The sequence below is a fragment of the Pseudomonas sp. P2S-1 genome (assembly GCF_057197725.1).
Window position 1 is genome coordinate 2,213,215 of the sequence record NZ_CM170068.1, and the last position, 15,612, is coordinate 2,228,826.

At 63.4% G+C, this 15,612-nt stretch carries 13 protein-coding genes; all 13 read left to right on the forward strand.

Annotation, left to right across the window (positions count from 1 at the left end; genetic code table 11):
- The first annotated feature begins 12 nt into the window (after positions 1-12).
- The 13 genes from purB to nuoH all read left to right on the forward strand — a co-directional run bounded on the left by purB (position 13) and on the right by nuoH (position 15,602).
- Complete coding sequence (purB, locus tag AC2CQI_RS09750; protein ID WP_484580020.1) at positions 13-1,383, forward strand: adenylosuccinate lyase; 1,371 nt, start codon at positions 13-15, stop codon at positions 1,381-1,383.
- An 82-nt stretch (positions 1,384-1,465) separates the two neighbouring features.
- Positions 1,466-2,635, forward strand: coding sequence for a ribosomal protein uL16 3-hydroxylase (locus AC2CQI_RS09755; RefSeq protein ID WP_484580021.1), 1,170 nt, complete (start codon positions 1,466-1,468; stop codon positions 2,633-2,635).
- Positions 2,628-3,059: a GNAT family N-acetyltransferase gene (locus AC2CQI_RS09760; protein WP_075803218.1), complete on the forward strand. Its 432-nt coding sequence runs from the start codon at positions 2,628-2,630 to the stop codon at positions 3,057-3,059. The genes AC2CQI_RS09755 and AC2CQI_RS09760 overlap by 8 nt, the downstream gene beginning before the upstream one ends.
- 110 nt (positions 3,060-3,169) lie before the next feature.
- On the forward strand, positions 3,170-3,934 hold the full coding sequence (locus AC2CQI_RS09765) for a secretin N-terminal domain-containing protein (protein ID WP_484580022.1): 765 nt from the start codon (positions 3,170-3,172) through the stop codon (positions 3,932-3,934).
- 529 nt (positions 3,935-4,463) lie between these two features.
- The gene (gene aceA, locus AC2CQI_RS09770; RefSeq protein WP_075803220.1) at positions 4,464-5,789 is read left to right on the forward strand and encodes an isocitrate lyase; all 1,326 of its coding nucleotides are present in this window, start codon (positions 4,464-4,466) and stop codon (positions 5,787-5,789) included.
- A 120-nt stretch (positions 5,790-5,909) separates the two neighbouring features.
- Positions 5,910-6,572, forward strand: a complete 663-nt coding sequence (locus AC2CQI_RS09775) for a lysoplasmalogenase (RefSeq protein WP_484580023.1) — start codon at positions 5,910-5,912, stop codon at positions 6,570-6,572.
- A gap of 356 nt (positions 6,573-6,928) precedes the next feature.
- Positions 6,929-7,342, forward strand: a complete 414-nt coding sequence (locus AC2CQI_RS09780; protein ID WP_009400986.1) for an NADH-quinone oxidoreductase subunit A — start codon at positions 6,929-6,931, stop codon at positions 7,340-7,342.
- Between the two features lie 10 nt (positions 7,343-7,352).
- The gene (locus AC2CQI_RS09785; protein ID WP_075803222.1) at positions 7,353-8,030 is read left to right on the forward strand and encodes an NADH-quinone oxidoreductase subunit B; all 678 of its coding nucleotides are present in this window, start codon (positions 7,353-7,355) and stop codon (positions 8,028-8,030) included.
- Positions 8,031-8,107: 77 nt separating this feature from the next.
- Positions 8,108-9,889, forward strand: coding sequence for an NADH-quinone oxidoreductase subunit C/D (gene nuoC / locus AC2CQI_RS09790; RefSeq protein ID WP_484580024.1), 1,782 nt, complete (start codon positions 8,108-8,110; stop codon positions 9,887-9,889).
- Between the two features lie 2 nt (positions 9,890-9,891).
- Positions 9,892-10,389 carry an NADH-quinone oxidoreductase subunit NuoE gene (gene nuoE, locus AC2CQI_RS09795; protein ID WP_075803224.1) on the forward strand — a complete coding sequence of 166 codons (498 nt, stop codon included), beginning with the start codon at positions 9,892-9,894 and terminating at the stop codon, positions 10,387-10,389.
- Complete coding sequence (nuoF, locus tag AC2CQI_RS09800) at positions 10,386-11,750, forward strand: NADH-quinone oxidoreductase subunit NuoF (RefSeq protein ID WP_484580025.1); 1,365 nt, start codon at positions 10,386-10,388, stop codon at positions 11,748-11,750. Before nuoE ends, nuoF begins: the two co-directional genes overlap by 4 nt.
- A 133-nt stretch (positions 11,751-11,883) precedes the next feature.
- Positions 11,884-14,598, forward strand: coding sequence for an NADH-quinone oxidoreductase subunit NuoG (gene nuoG / locus AC2CQI_RS09805; RefSeq protein WP_484580026.1), 2,715 nt, complete (start codon positions 11,884-11,886; stop codon positions 14,596-14,598).
- Entirely contained in the window at positions 14,595-15,602 is a 1,008-nt protein-coding gene (nuoH, locus tag AC2CQI_RS09810; protein WP_075803227.1) for an NADH-quinone oxidoreductase subunit NuoH, read from the forward strand. The genes nuoG and nuoH overlap by 4 nt, the downstream gene beginning before the upstream one ends.
- Positions 15,603-15,612 lie beyond the last annotated feature (10 nt).

The window sequence follows — 15,612 nt, forward strand, 5'->3', positions numbered from 1 at the left end:
CGAGAACACCCCATGCAGCTCTCCTCGCTCACTGCGGTTTCCCCTGTAGACGGCCGCTACGCCGGCAAAACCCAGGCCTTGCGCCCCATTTTCAGCGAATACGGCCTGATCCGTTTCCGCGCCCTGGTCGAAGTCCGCTGGCTGCAGCGCCTGGCTTCCCACCCGCAGATCGCCGAAGTCCCGGCCTTCTCCGCCGAAGCCAATGCCCTGCTGGACGGTCTGGCCAATGAGTTCGCCCTCGAGCACGCCGAGCGCGTCAAAGAGATCGAGCGCACCACCAACCACGACGTCAAGGCCATCGAGTACCTGCTCAAGGAGCAGGCCGCGAAGCTGCCGGAACTGGCCAAGGTCAGCGAATTCATCCACTTCGCCTGCACCAGCGAGGACATCAACAACCTGTCCCACGCCCTGATGCTGCGCGAAGGCCGCGACACCGTGCTGCTGCCGCTGATGCGCCAGATCGCCCAGTCGATCCGTGAACTGGCCCACCGCTTCGCCGAAGTGCCGATGCTGTCGCGCACCCACGGCCAGCCGGCTTCGCCGACCACCCTGGGCAAGGAACTGGCCAACGTCGTGTACCGCCTGGAGCGCCAGATCGCCCAGGTTGCCGCCGTGCCACTGCTGGGCAAGATCAACGGCGCCGTGGGCAACTACAACGCCCACCTGTCGGCCTACCCGCAGATCGACTGGGAAGCCAACGCCCGCGCCTTCATCGAAGACGAGCTGGGCCTGGTGTTCAACCCGTACACCACGCAGATCGAGCCGCACGACTACATCGCCGAGCTGTTCGACGCCATCGCCCGCTTCAACACCATCCTCATCGACTTCGACCGTGACGTCTGGGGCTACATCTCGCTGGGCTACTTCAAGCAGAAGACCGTTGCCGGCGAAATCGGCTCCTCGACCATGCCGCACAAGGTCAACCCGATCGACTTCGAGAACTCCGAAGGCAACCTGGGCATCGCCAACGCGCTGTTCCAGCACCTGGCCAGCAAACTGCCGGTTTCGCGCTGGCAGCGCGACCTGACCGACTCCACCGTGCTGCGCAACCTCGGTGTCGGCTTCGCCCACAGCGTGATCGCCTACGAAGCCAGCCTGAAAGGCATCGGCAAGCTGGAAATCAACACCGCGCGCATCGCCGACGACCTGGACGCCTGCTGGGAAGTCCTGGCCGAGCCGATCCAGACCGTCATGCGCCGCTACAACATCGAAAACCCCTACGAGAAGCTCAAGGAGCTGACTCGCGGCAAGGGCATCAGCCCGGAAGCACTGCAGACTTTCATCGAAGGCCTGGACATGCCTGCCGACGCTCGCGAAGAGCTGAAGAAGCTGACCCCTGCCAGCTACATCGGCAACGCTGCAGAGCAAGCCAAGCGCGTCTGATCCGCGACCCGCGTTTTAACGCCCGGCCGAGCCGGGCGTTTTTATTCCTGAAAGAAAATTGTCTTTTTTCAATAGGTTAATCATGAATCCTGATATCCCACTGCAACTTCTCGGCGGTTTGACTGCGCGCCAGTTCATGCGCGACTACTGGCAGAAAAAACCGTTGCTGGTCCGTCAGGCCTTTACCGATTTCGAAAGCCCTATCGATGCCGACGAACTGGCCGGCCTCGCCCTGGAAGAAGAAGTCGAGTCGCGCCTGGTCCTGGAACACGGTGAAACCCCGTGGGAACTGCGCCGCGGCCCGTTCACCGAAGAGACTTTCGGCAGCCTGCCGGAGCGCGACTGGACCCTGCTGGTGCAGTCGGTCGACCAGTTCGTTCCGGAAGTCGGCGAACTGCTGGAGCACTTCCGCTTCCTGCCGAGCTGGCGCATCGACGACGTGATGATCAGCTTCGCCACCCCGGGCGGCAGCGTTGGTCCGCACTTCGACAACTACGACGTGTTCCTGCTCCAGGGCCAGGGCAAGCGCAACTGGAAAGTCGGACAGATGTGCAACAGCGACAGCCCGCTGCTGGAGCACCCTGACCTGCGCATCCTCGCCGACTTCGAGCAGAGCGACGAGTGGACCCTGGAACCGGGCGACATGCTCTACCTGCCGCCGCGCCTGGCCCACTACGGCGTCGCCGAAGACAACTGCCTGACCTACTCGGTCGGCTTCCGCGCCCCGAGCGCCGCCGAAGTGCTGACCCACTTCACCGACTTCCTCGGCCAGTTCCTTACCGACGAAGAGCGCTACAGCGACGCCGATGCCCAGCCGGTCAGCGACGATCCGCACCAGATCCAGCACGATGCCCTCGGCCGCCTGAAAAGCCTGCTCAACGAGCACATGGGCGACGAGCGCCTGCTGCTAACCTGGTTCGGCCAGTTCATGACCGAGCCGCGCTACCCCGAACTGGTCAGCGGCGAGGAACTGAGTGAGGAAGACCTGATCGACAGCCTAGAGCAAGGCGCGATCATCATTCGCAACCCGAGCGCGCGCCTGGCCTGGTCGGAAGTGGACGACAACCTGCTGCTGTTCGCCAGCGGCCAGAGCCGTCTGCTGCCGGGCAACCTGCGCGAGCTGCTGAAACTGATCTGCTCTGCCGATGCGCTGCACGCCGAGAACCTTGGCGACTGGCTCGGCGATGAAAACGGCCTGGAACTGGTGCGCCAGTTGATCCAGCAAGGAAGCCTGGGGTTCGCCAATGAATAAGATCAAGGTCCGTCTGGCCGACTGGCACAAGGACAATGCAGATATCCGCCGCATTCGCGAGGCGGTGTTCATCGCCGAGCAGAACGTGCCGCCGGAGCTGGAATGGGACTCGGACGACAACGAAGCCATCCATTTCCTGGCCATGGAAGACGACTACGCCATCGGCACCGCCCGCCTGCTGCTGGACGGACAGATCGGCCGGGTTTCCGTGCTCAAGGACTGGCGCGGCCTGAAAGTCGGCGATGCGCTGATGCAGGCGGCGATCATCGAAGCGCAGAACCGCGACCTGAGCCAGCAGATGCTGACGGCGCAGGTGCATGCCACGGCGTTCTATGAGCGTTTGGGGTTCCGGGTGGTCAGTGAGGAGTTCCTGGAAGCCGGGATTCCTCATGTCGACATGGTGCGCGACTCGAAACCTCTGTGACCCCAATCGCCGACAAGCCAGCCCCACGGACCCTGTGGGAGCTGGCTTGCCAGCGATGAGGCCTTCAAATCCACAGCAAATCCTCCCGACCGCAAAAAATCTTTGCCATCATGTCCACTCCACCCGCGGAGATCATGGACATGCCGCTACGCCCCCTACTCGCTTCCCTGCTTCTGGCCTTCAGCCTCACCGCTGTCGCCGCCACCGAAGTCCTGCCGCTGAACCACCGCACCAGCGCGGAAATCCTGCCCACGGCCCAGGCCTTCATCGGCCGGGACGGCACCGTCAGCGCCTTCGAGAACAAGCTTATCGTCAAGGCCGAACCCGGCAAGATCGACGAACTTCGCACCCTTCTCCGTGACCTGGACACCGCCCCGAAACGCCTGCTGATCAGCGTCGACAACGACGACAGCAACTACCAGGACAACCACGGCAACGGCCGAGTCATCCGCTACGGCACCGCCAACCGCGACGGCGGCCTGCAACAGATCCAGGCCAGCGAAGGCACCCCGGCGCTGATCCAGATCGGCCAGAGCGTGCCCCTCACCAGCACCCAGACCGACCCCTACGGCCGCCTGCAGAGCCAGACCGAATACCGCAACGTCACCCAGGGCTTCTACGTCACCGCCAGCGTCTCGGGTGAAACCGTTCACCTGGCCATCAGCACCAACAATGACCGGATGAGCCAGGAACGTCCCGATGTAGTGAAAGTACAAAGTACCGACACGAAGGTCACCGGCAAGCTCGGCGAGTGGATCACCCTGGCCGGATTCAATCAGCAGAGCCAGGCCGACCGCTCTGCCTCGGCCATCACCTACTCCACCCAGCGCGGTGAAAACATGACTTTACGGGTAAAAGTCGACGCTTTGGACTGAACCCACGGAAATCAAGGCCTCGACCAACGGCCTTGAAACTGACTGAGGAGTCGTATTAGACCAAAGATGTAGTGAAGTGAAAAAAGCACTACAAAACATTTGACGACCTCAAATCACAGAGGCATGATGGCCCCGCTCCCGCTAATCAGGGGCCCTGGCAAGGGCCTTCGGGTCGCGCTTCGAACTACCCCCGAGGCCGATTCGTGTCTGTACAGCCCACAAGGCGCGTTGGACGTGATCACGACTGGAACGAGGTTGTCCCGAGGGACGGAAGCGCATCAAACGGTACACGGCACACCCTGATCGAAGCAGCACGGCATCCACGAGCCAACCTGCCCGACGGACGCCCGCACCTGCTCACTTCCCCCTCCGAGCCCACATCGTTCACCGTCGCGATTTCGCCCGACTAGACTGTTTCATCGCCAGCGCGTCCCTGAGCCGCGAGCATTCGGTGCTGCCCCTGTACGACACAGCGCAGCCGACAGAGCGAACTCTTTTCACCAAGACCTATGCGACGAGGTTTATTTCCATGGCACTGACACGCGAACAGCAAATTGCAGCCCTCGAAAAAGACTGGGCCGAGAACCCGCGCTGGAAAGGCGTGACCCGTACCTACACCGCTGCCGATGTCGTCCGTCTGCGTGGTTCGATCCAGCCAGAGCACACCCTGGCTCGCCTGGGTGCGGAAAAACTGTGGAACCTGGTGACCAAGGGCGCACACCCGTCCTTCCGCCCTGAGAAAGATTTCGTCAACTGCATGGGCGCCCTGACCGGCGGCCAGGCTGTACAACAGGTCAAGGCCGGCATCCAGGCCATCTACCTGTCCGGCTGGCAAGTGGCTGCCGACAACAACTCGGCAGAATCCATGTACCCCGACCAGTCGCTGTACCCGGTGGATTCGGTTCCAACCGTGGTCAAGCGCATCAACAACTCGTTCCGTCGCGCCGACCAGATCCAGTGGAAAGCCGGCAAGAACCCGGGCGACGAAGGCTACGTCGACTACTTCGCGCCAATCGTGGCTGACGCCGAGGCCGGTTTCGGCGGCGTGCTGAACGCCTACGAGCTGATGAAGAACATGATCGAAGCAGGCGCCGCCGGCGTTCACTTCGAAGACCAGCTGGCTTCGGTGAAGAAGTGCGGTCACATGGGCGGCAAGGTACTGGTTCCGACCCAGGAAGCCGTGCAGAAGCTGACCGCTGCCCGTCTGGCAGCCGACGTTGCCGGCGTACCGACCATCATCCTGGCCCGTACCGACGCCAACGCCGCTGACCTGCTGACCAGCGACTGCGACCCGTACGACCAGCCGTTCGTAGTGGGCGACCGTACTCCGGAAGGCTTCTACAAAGTCCGCGCCGGCCTGGACCAGGCGATTGCCCGCGGCCTGGCCTACGCGCCATACGCCGACCTGATCTGGTGCGAAACCGCGAAGCCGGACCTGGACGAAGCCCGTCGCTTCGCCGAAGCGATCAAGAAGGAATACCCGGACCAGATCCTGTCCTACAACTGCTCGCCTTCCTTCAACTGGAAGAAGAACCTGGACGACGCGACCATCGCCAAGTTCCAGCGCGAACTGTCGGCCATGGGCTACAAGCACCAGTTCATCACCCTGGCCGGCATCCACAACATGTGGCATGGCATGTTCAACCTGGCGCACGACTACGCCCGCAACGACATGACCGCCTACGTCAAGCTGCAGGAGCAGGAATTCGCTGACGCTTCGAAGGGCTACACCTTCGTGGCCCACCAGCAGGAAGTCGGCACCGGCTACTTCGACGACATGACCACCGTGATCCAGGGTGGCAAATCTTCGGTTACCGCCCTCACCGGCTCCACCGAAGAAGAGCAGTTCCACTGATCTGACCGATCGGTGACTTTCGGGTGACACCTGCGGCCCGGAACCTGTGATGGGGTTCCGGGCCGCAGCTTTTCCATCCTTGGCTATGCTTGCTCGCACAGCAACGGACAAGGATCGGCCATGCCCCGCTCCGCGACACTCTGCGCCCTCGCCCTGATCGGCGGCGCCTTCTATCTATATGCAACCGGCAGCGGCCAGCCGTGGCTCGCCTTCGCAGCCAAGCCCGTTCCGGTATTAATGCTGATGATCTGGCTTGCCGGCGCTCCCGCGGGCACCTACCGTCGCTGGATCCTGATCGGCCTCGGCTTCTCGATACTCGGTGACCTGGCCCTGGCCTGGCCCACCGACCTGTTCATCATCGGCCTGGCCGCCTTCTTCTGCGCCCACCTGGCCTACCTGCGCGCCTACCTCGATGAAACCCGCACATTCGCTCCAGGCGCCCTGCTGGTAGCAGCCGCCTGCGGCGTCGGATTGTTCACCCTGCTGGCCTGGCACGGCCTGGGCGACCTGCTGATCCCGGTGGCGGCCTACGCCCTGGTCATCAGCGCCATGCTCTGGCGCGCCCTGGCCTGCGCCGGCCTCGCCGCCCTGGGCGCCGCCAGCTTCGTGCTCTCGGACAGCCTGATCGGCATCGACCGCTTCGTCAGCCCCTTCGCCGCCGCGCCCTACCTGATCATCCTGTTCTACTGGCTGGGCCAGTGGGCCATCGCCGGATCAGCGCAGCGGCAACGATCTGCCCAACCCTTGATCCAGGCCGCAACGCCCGCGAACAAAAGCGTCTAGAACGCAGGTTGCAAATAACTTGCAGGAAGAAAAGCGATGAACTTCTTAGTTGACTCGAACAGTAGGAATAACACGCGACCGCCAAATGATATCAATTATCATTTCGAAACTTGCAATTCTTTACAGCCTGCAAGAAACATAATTAACGAAACCGCGTCGAATCCCCGAAATACAAGGGCTACAGGCACTTACGAGCGATTTTTGTTCTTAATCCTACGAATAAATTTGCCTCGGGAATTTTACTTACACCCGCTTTACCCATAAAATCAGCGCGATAGATCCCGCTGCGACATATCGTCACTGCTCTACACTCTTTTTACGCTCAGAGACCACGTGCTCTGTTAAGGATTTCCAGCATGCCCGATTCGACCGGACTGATCGCCCACAACTGGGGTTTCGCCATTTTCCTGTTGGGTGTCGTCGGCCTCTGCGCCTTCATGCTCGGCCTGTCCAGCCTGCTCGGTAGCAAGGCCTGGGGCCGCAGCAAGAACGAACCGTTCGAATCCGGCATGCTGCCTACCGGCGGCGCCCGCCTGCGCCTGTCGGCCAAATTCTATCTGGTCGCGATGCTGTTCGTGATCTTCGATATCGAAGCCCTCTTTCTCTTTGCATGGTCTGTGTCCGTCCGCGAAAGCGGCTGGACCGGATTCGTCGAAGCTCTCGTTTTCATAGCAATTCTGTTGGCAGGTCTTGTCTACCTTTGGCGGGTCGGGGCGCTCGATTGGGCTCCCGTGGGTCGTCGCAAGCGGCAAGCGAAGCTGAAACAATGAGGCTTTGGCAATGCAATACAATCTCACCAGAATCGATCCGGATGCGCCCAACGAGCAGTATCCAATCGGAGACCGGGAAACCGTCTCCGATTCACTGCTAGAGGACCAGGTCCACAAGAACATCTTCATGGGCAAGCTCGAAGATGTGCTCAGTGGCGCGGTCAACTGGGGTCGCAAGAACTCCCTGTGGCCGTACAACTTCGGCCTGTCCTGCTGCTACGTGGAGATGACCACGGCGTTCACCGCGCCGCACGACATCGCCCGTTTCGGCGCCGAAGTGATCCGGGCATCTCCGCGTCAGGCCGACTTCATGGTCGTCGCCGGCACCTGCTTCATCAAGATGGCGCCGATCATCCAGCGCCTGTACGAGCAGATGCTGGAACCGAAGTGGGTCATTTCCATGGGTTCGTGCGCCAACTCCGGCGGCATGTACGACATCTACTCGGTTGTCCAGGGGGTCGACAAGTTCCTCCCCGTGGATGTCTACGTACCTGGCTGCCCGCCTCGCCCTGAAGCATTCCTGCAAGGCCTGATGCTTCTGCAGGAGTCGATTGGCCAGGAGCGACGCCCTCTTTCCTGGGTGGTTGGCGATCAAGGCGTGTACCGCGCCGAGATGCCGGCCCAGAAAGATCTGCGTCGTGAACAGCGCATGCAGGTGACCAACCTGCGCAGCCCCGACGAAGTCTGATCCAGCGACCTGCCGCCCGTTCCCCGGAACCGGCGGCCTGGCTTCATTCTCTACGTTGACCGAAAGCGACCGAGACCATGACAGCGGACACCGCTATTTATATTCCGCCTTACAAGGCTGACGACCAGGATGTGGTCGTCGAACTGCACAACCGTTTTGGCGCAGAGGCGTTCAGCGCCCAGGACACCCGTACCGGCATGCCGGTGCTGTGGGTTGACCGCGCCCGCCTGATCGAGATCCTCACCTTCCTGCGCAACATCGCCAAGCCGTACAGCATGCTGTACGACCTGCACGGCGTCGACGAGCGCCTGCGCACCCAGCGCCGCGGCCTGCCGGGTGCCGACTTCACCGTGTTCTACCACCTGCTCTCGGTGGAACGTAACAGCGACGTGATGATCAAGGTCTCGCTGAGCGAAACCGACCTGAGCGTGCCGACCGTCACCGGTATCTGGCCGAACGCCAACTGGTACGAGCGCGAAGTCTGGGACATGTTCGGCATCGACTTCCCGGGCCACCCGCACCTGACCCGGATCATGATGCCGCCGACCTGGGAAGGTCACCCGCTGCGCAAGGACTTCCCGGCCCGTGCCACCGAGTTCGACCCGTTCACCCTGAACCTGGCCAAGCAGCAGCTGGAAGAAGAAGCCGCGCGCTTCAATCCGGAAGCCTGGGGCATGAAGCGCCAGGGCGCGAACGAGGACTACATGTTCCTCAACCTCGGCCCTAACCACCCGTCCGCCCACGGTGCCTTCCGTATCGTCCTGCAGCTGGACGGCGAAGAGATCGTCGACTGCGTCCCGGACATCGGCTACCACCACCGTGGCGCCGAGAAAATGGCCGAGCGCCAGTCCTGGCACAGCTTCATCCCGTACACCGACCGTATCGACTACCTCGGCGGCGTGATGAACAACCTGCCGTACGTACTGGCAGTCGAGAAGCTGGCCGGGATCAAGGTGCCGCAGAAGGTCGACACCATCCGCGTGATGCTCGCCGAATTCTTCCGCATCACCAGCCACCTGCTGTTCCTGGGTACCTATATCCAGGACGTCGGCGCCATGACCCCGGTGTTCTTCACCTTCACCGACCGCCAGCGCGCCTACACCGTGATCGAGGCCATCACCGGCTTCCGCCTGCACCCGGCCTGGTACCGCATCGGTGGCGTCGCCCACGACCTGCCGCGCGGCTGGGACAAACTGGTCAAGGACTTCGTCGAATGGCTGCCCAAGCGCCTCGACGAGTACACCAAGGCGGCCCTGCAGAACAGCATCCTCAAGGGCCGCACCATCGGCGTTGCCCAGTACAACACCAAGGAAGCCCTGGCCTGGGGCGTCACCGGTGCCGGTCTGCGTTCCACCGGCCTCGATTTCGACCTGCGCAAGGCGCGTCCTTACTCCGGCTACGAGAACTTCGAGTTCGAAGTACCGCTGGCCCACAACGGCGATGCCTACGATCGCTGCATGGTCCGTGTCGAGGAGATGCGCCAGAGTATCCGCATCATCGACCAGTGCCTGCGCAACATGCCGGAAGGCCCGTACAAGGCGGATCACCCGCTGACCACGCCGCCGCCGAAAGAGCGCACCCTGCAGCACATCGAAACCCTGATCACCCACTTCCTGCAGGTTTCGTGGGGCCCGGTCATGCCGGCCAACGAATCCTTCCAGATGATCGAGGCGACCAAGGGCATCAACAGTTACTACCTGACGAGCGACGGCGGCACCATGAGCTACCGCACCCGGATTCGCACGCCGAGCTACCCGCACCTGCAGCAGATCCCTTCGGTGATCAAGGGCAGCATGGTCGCGGACCTCATCGCGTACCTGGGCAGTATCGACTTCGTTATGGCTGACGTGGACCGCTAAGCATGAACAGCACGCTTATCCAAACCGACCGTTTCGCCCTGAGCGAAACCGAGCGCTCGGCCATCGAGCACGAGATGCATCACTACGAGGACCCGCGCGCGGCGTCCATCGAAGCCCTGAAGATCGTCCAGAAACAGCGCGGCTGGGTGCCGGACGGCGCCATCCACGCCATCGGCGAGATCCTCGGCATTCCGGCCAGCGACGTCGAAGGCGTGGCCACCTTCTATAGCCAGATCTTCCGCCAGCCGGTTGGCCGCCACATCATCCGCGTGTGCGACAGCATGGTCTGCTACATCGGCGGCCACGAGTCCGTGGTCGGCCAGATCCAGAGCGAGCTGGGCATCGGCCTCGGCCAGACCACCGCGGACGGGCGCTTCACCCTGCTGCCGGTGTGCTGCCTGGGCAACTGCGACAAGGCCCCGGCCCTGATGATCGACGACGACACCTTCGGTGACGTGCAGCCGGCCGGTGTTGCCAAATTGCTGGAGGGTTACGTATGACCATCACTTCCTTCGGCCCGGCCAACCGCATCGCGCGCAGCGCCGAGACCCACCCGCTGACCTGGCGCCTGCGTGACGACGGCGAGCCGGTATGGCTCGACGAGTACCAGGCCAAGAACGGCTACGCCGCCGCGCGTACCGCCCTGGCCCAGCTGTCCCAGGACGAGATCGTCCAGACCGTCAAGGACTCCGGCCTCAAGGGCCGTGGCGGCGCAGGCTTCCCCACCGGCGTGAAGTGGGGCCTGATGCCGAAAGACGAATCCATGAACATCCGCTACCTGCTGTGCAACGCGGACGAAATGGAGCCGAACACCTGGAAGGACCGCATGCTGATGGAGCAACAGCCCCATCTGCTGGTCGAGGGCATGCTGATCAGCGCCCGCGCCCTCAAGGCCTACCGTGGCTACATCTTCCTGCGCGGCGAGTACACCACCGCCGCCCGCAACCTGAACCGCGCCATCGATGAAGCCAAGGCCGCCGGCCTGCTGGGCAAGAACATCCTCGGCAGCGGCTTCGATTTCGAACTGTTCGTGCACACCGGTGCCGGCCGCTACATCTGCGGTGAAGAAACCGCGCTGATCAACTCGCTGGAAGGCCGCCGCGCCAACCCGCGCTCCAAGCCGCCCTTCCCTGCCGCCGTCGGCGTCTGGGGCAAGCCGACCTGCGTGAACAACGTCGAGACCCTGTGCAACGTCCCGGCGATCGTCGCCAACGGCGTCGACTGGTACAAGTCGCTGGCCCGTGAAGGCAGCGAAGACCACGGCACCAAGCTGATGGGCTTCTCCGGCAAGGTGAAGAACCCGGGCCTGTGGGAACTGCCGTTCGGCGTCACCGCCCGCGAGCTGTTCGAAGACTACGCCGGCGGCATGCGCGACGGCTTCAAGCTCAAGTGCTGGCAGCCAGGCGGCGCCGGTACCGGCTTCCTGCTCCCCGAGCACCTGGACGCACAAATGTACGCCGGCGGCATCGCCAAGGTGGGCACCCGGATGGGTACCGGCCTGGCCATGGCGGTGGACGACAGCGTCAGCATGGTCTCGCTGCTGCGCAACATGGAAGAGTTCTTCGCCCGCGAATCCTGCGGCTGGTGCACCCCGTGCCGCGACGGCCTGCCATGGAGCGTGAAGATGCTGCGCGCCCTGGAAAAAGGCCAGGGCAAGCGCGAGGACATCGACACCCTGCTGCAACTGGTCAACTTCCTCGGCCCTGGCCGTACCTTCTGTGCTCACGCACCAGGTGCCGTCGAGCCGCTGGGCAGTGCCATCAAATACTTCCGCTCCGAGTTCGAGGCCGGTGTCGCCGCCAATCCTGGTGGTGAAACCCTGCGCCCGAACCTGGCGCAGCCGATTGTGGTCGGCGCATAACAAGATGAAAAAGCGGGTGGTCCGTGCCGCCCGCCAGCCACGCAGGCTCGCCCGAATGATTCGCGCGAGCCGCGGGCACACCGATTTCCATTAGCCACACCCGCTCACGCGGGCCAACGAAGAACTTTGAACCATGGCCACTATCCACGTAGACGGCAAAGCGCTCGAAGTCAACGGTGCAGACAACCTGTTACAGGCCTGTCTGTCGCTCGGCCTCGACATCCCCTATTTCTGCTGGCACCCGGCGCTCGGTAGCGTCGGCGCCTGCCGGCAGTGTGCGGTCAAGCAGTACACCGACGAGAACGACACCCGTGGTCGCATCGTCATGTCCTGCATGACCCCTGCCTCCGACGGCACCTGGATTTCCATCGAAGACGAAGAGTCCAAGGCGTTCCGCGCCAGCGTCGTCGAATGGCTGATGACCAACCACCCGCACGACTGCCCGGTCTGCGAGGAAGGCGGTCACTGCCACCTGCAGGACATGACGGTAATGACCGGCCATAACGAGCGCCGCTACCGTTTCACCAAGCGTACCCACCAGAACCAGGAGCTCGGCCCGTTCATCGCCCACGAGATGAACCGCTGCATCGCCTGCTATCGCTGCGTGCGTTACTACAAGGACTACGCCGGCGGTACCGACCTGGGCGTCTACGGTGCCCACGACAACGTCTATTTCGGCCGCGTCGAGGACGGTGCCCTGGAGAGCGAATTCTCCGGCAACCTGACCGAGGTCTGCCCGACCGGTGTGTTCACCGACAAGACCCACTCCGAACGCTACAACCGCAAGTGGGACATGCAGTTCGCCCCGAGCATCTGCCATGGCTGCTCCAGCGGTTGCAACATCAGCCCGGGCGAGCGCTACGGTGAACTGCGTCGCATCGAGAACCGCTTCAACGGCTCGGTGAACCAGTACTTCCTGTGCGACCGTGGCCGTTTCGGCTATGGCTACGTCAACCGCGCCGACCGTCCACGCCAGCCGCTGCTGGCCGACGGCTCCAAGCTCAGCCTGGACGCCGCCCTGGACAAGGCCGCCGACCTGCTGCGCGGCCGCAACATCGTCGGTATCGGTTCGCCCCGCGCCAGCCTGGAAAGCAACTACGGCCTGCGCGAGCTGGTCGGTGCCGAGCACTTCTACTCCGGTATGGAAGCGGCCGAGCTGGAGCGCGTGCGCCTGGTCCTGCAGGTGCTGAACGACAGCCCGCTGCCGGTGCCGACCCTGCGCGACATCGAAGACCACGACGCCGTGTTCGTCCTCGGTGAAGACCTGACCCAGACCGCTGCCCGCGTCGCCCTGGCCGTGCGCCAGGCCACCAAGGGCAAGGCCGAGGCCATGGCCGAAGCGATGAAGGTCCAGCCGTGGCTCGACGCTGCGGTGAAGAACATCGGCCAGCACGCCCTGTACCCGCTGTTCATCGCCAGCCTGGCCGAGACCAAGCTGGATGACGTCGCCGAAGAGTGCGTGCACGCAGCGCCAGACGACCTGGCCCGCATCGGTTTCGCCGTGGCCCACGCCATCGACCCGAGCGCCCCTGCCGTCGAAGGCCTGGACAGCGAAGCTGTCGAGCTGGCCAAGCGCATCGCCGATGCCCTGGTCGCCGCCAAGCGTCCGCTGATCGTGTCCGGTGGCTCCCTCGGCTCCAAAGCCCTGATCGAAGCGGCTGCCAACATCGCCAAGGCCCTGAAGCTGCGCGAGAAAGCCGGCTCCCTCAGCCTGGTGGTCCCGGAAGCCAACAGCATCGGTATGGCCATGTTCGGTGGTGATTCCGTCGACGCCGCCCTGGACGCAGTGATCTGCGGCAAGGCCGACGCCATCGTCGTCCTGGAAAACGACCTGTACAGCCGCGTACCGGCTGCCAAGGTCGATGCCGCCTTCGCCGCCGCCAAGGTGATCATCGTTGCCGATCACTCGAAGACCGCGACCACCGACCGCGCCCACCTGGTCCTGCCGGCCGCTTCCTTCGCCGAAGGCGACGGCACCCTGGTCAGCCAGGAAGGCCGTGCCCAGCGCTTCTTCCAGGTGTTCGATCCGACCTACCTGGACAGCAGCATCCTGGTTCACGAAGGCTGGCGCTGGCTGCACGCCCTGCGTGCGACCCTGCTGAACAAGCCGGTGGACTGGACCCAACTGGACCACGTCACCAGCGCCTGCGCCACCGTTGCCCCGCAACTGGCCGGCATCGTCGATGCCGCACCGTCCGCCGCGTTCCGCATCAAGGGCATGAAACTCGCCCGTGAGCCACTGCGCTACTCCGGTCGTACTGCCATGCGCGCCAATATCAGCGTGCACGAGCCGCGTACCCCGCAGGACCAGGACACCGCGTTCGCCTTCTCCATGGAAGGTTACTCGGGCTCCGCCGAACCGCGCTCGCAAGTGCCGTTCGCCTGGTCGCCGGGCTGGAACTCGCCGCAAGCCTGGAACAAGTTCCAGGACGAGGTCGGTGGTCACCTGCGTGCAGGCGACCCGGGCACCCGCCTGATCGAGTCGCAGGGCGATCGCCTGAACTGGTTCGCCAGCGTCCCGGCGGCCTTCGCCCCGGCCCGTGGCACCTGGCAGGCCGTGCCGTTCTACCACCTGTTCGGCAGCGAGGAGAACTCCTCCCGCGCCGCCCCGGTGCAAGAGCGCATCCCGCAGCCTTACGTTGCGCTGGCCAAGTCGGAAGCCGACCGCCTGGGCGTCAACGAAGGTGCCCTGCTCAGCCTGAACGTTGCCGGCCAGACCCTGCGCCTGCCGCTGCGTATCAATGAAGAACTGGGCGCTGGCCTGGTTGCCCTGCCGAAAGGCCTGGCCGGTATTCCGCCCGCCATCTTCGGTGCATCCGTCGAAGGCCTGCAGGAGGCAGCACAATGACCTGGTTCACCCCCGAAGTGATCGATGTGATCATCGCCGTCGTCAAGGCCGTTGTGGTCCTGCTGGCGGTGGTGGTCTGCGGCGCGCTGCTCAGCTTCGTCGAGCGGCGCCTGCTGGGCTGGTGGCAGGACCGCTATGGTCCGAACCGCGTCGGCCCGTTCGGCATGTTCCAGATCGCTGCCGACATGCTGAAGATGTTCTTCAAGGAAGACTGGAACCCGCCCTTCGTCGACCGGATGATCTTCACCCTGGCACCCGTGGTGGCGATGAGCGCCCTGCTGATCGCCTTCGTGGTCATCCCGATCACCCCGACCTGGGGTGTCGCGGACCTGAACATCGGTCTGCTGTTCTTCTTCGCCATGGCCGGTCTGTCGGTCTACGCCGTGCTCTTCGCCGGCTGGTCGTCGAACAACAAGTACGCCCTGCTCGGCAGCCTGCGGGCCTCGGCCCAGACCGTGTCCTATGAAGTGTTCATGGGCCTGGCGCTGATGGGCGTGGTGGTCCAGGTCGGCTCGTTCAACATGCGCGACATCGTCGAGTACCAGGCGCAGAACCTGTGGTTCATCATTCCGCAGTTCTTCGGCTTCTGTACCTTCTTCATCGCTGGCGTGGCCGTGACTCACCGTCACCCCTTCGACCAGCCGGAAGCGGAACAGGAACTGGCCGACGGCTACCACATCGAGTATGCCGGCATGAAATGGGGCATGTTCTTCGTCGGCGAGTACATCGGCATCATCCTGGTGTCGGCGCTGCTGGTAACCCTGTTCTTCGGTGGCTGGCACGGTCCGTTCGATCTGCTGCCGCAGGTTCCGTTCCTGTGGTTCGCCCTGAAAACCGGTTTCTTCATCATGCTGTTCATCCTGCTGCGCGCCTCGATCCCGCGCCCGCGCTATGACCAGGTGATGGACTTCAGCTGGAAGTTCTGCCTGCCGCTGACCCTGATCAATTTGCTGGTGACCGCTGCGATCGTGTTGCTCAACACGCCAGCTGTTGCGGCCCAGTGAGGATTTGACC

What these genes read in the sequence shown, in the direction of transcription:
- AC2CQI_RS09755 (WP_484580021.1), top strand. Translation starts at nt 1,466, where the DNA reads ATGAATCCTGATATCCCACTGCAACTTCTCGGCGGTTTGACTGCGCGC.
- nuoH (WP_075803227.1), top strand. Translation starts at nt 14,595, where the DNA reads ATGACCTGGTTCACCCCCGAAGTGATCGATGTGATCATCGCCGTCGTC.
- AC2CQI_RS09760 (WP_075803218.1), top strand. Translation starts at nt 2,628, where the DNA reads ATGAATAAGATCAAGGTCCGTCTGGCCGACTGGCACAAGGACAATGCA.
- AC2CQI_RS09765 (WP_484580022.1), top strand. Translation starts at nt 3,170, where the DNA reads ATGTCCACTCCACCCGCGGAGATCATGGACATGCCGCTACGCCCCCTA.
- AC2CQI_RS09780 (WP_009400986.1), top strand. Translation starts at nt 6,929, where the DNA reads ATGCCCGATTCGACCGGACTGATCGCCCACAACTGGGGTTTCGCCATT.
- purB (WP_484580020.1), top strand. Translation starts at nt 13, where the DNA reads ATGCAGCTCTCCTCGCTCACTGCGGTTTCCCCTGTAGACGGCCGCTAC.
- AC2CQI_RS09785 (WP_075803222.1), top strand. Translation starts at nt 7,353, where the DNA reads ATGCAATACAATCTCACCAGAATCGATCCGGATGCGCCCAACGAGCAG.
- AC2CQI_RS09775 (WP_484580023.1), top strand. Translation starts at nt 5,910, where the DNA reads ATGCCCCGCTCCGCGACACTCTGCGCCCTCGCCCTGATCGGCGGCGCC.
- nuoE (WP_075803224.1), top strand. Translation starts at nt 9,892, where the DNA reads ATGAACAGCACGCTTATCCAAACCGACCGTTTCGCCCTGAGCGAAACC.
- nuoF (WP_484580025.1), top strand. Translation starts at nt 10,386, where the DNA reads ATGACCATCACTTCCTTCGGCCCGGCCAACCGCATCGCGCGCAGCGCC.
- aceA (WP_075803220.1), top strand. Translation starts at nt 4,464, where the DNA reads ATGGCACTGACACGCGAACAGCAAATTGCAGCCCTCGAAAAAGACTGG.
- nuoG (WP_484580026.1), top strand. Translation starts at nt 11,884, where the DNA reads ATGGCCACTATCCACGTAGACGGCAAAGCGCTCGAAGTCAACGGTGCA.
- nuoC (WP_484580024.1), top strand. Translation starts at nt 8,108, where the DNA reads ATGACAGCGGACACCGCTATTTATATTCCGCCTTACAAGGCTGACGAC.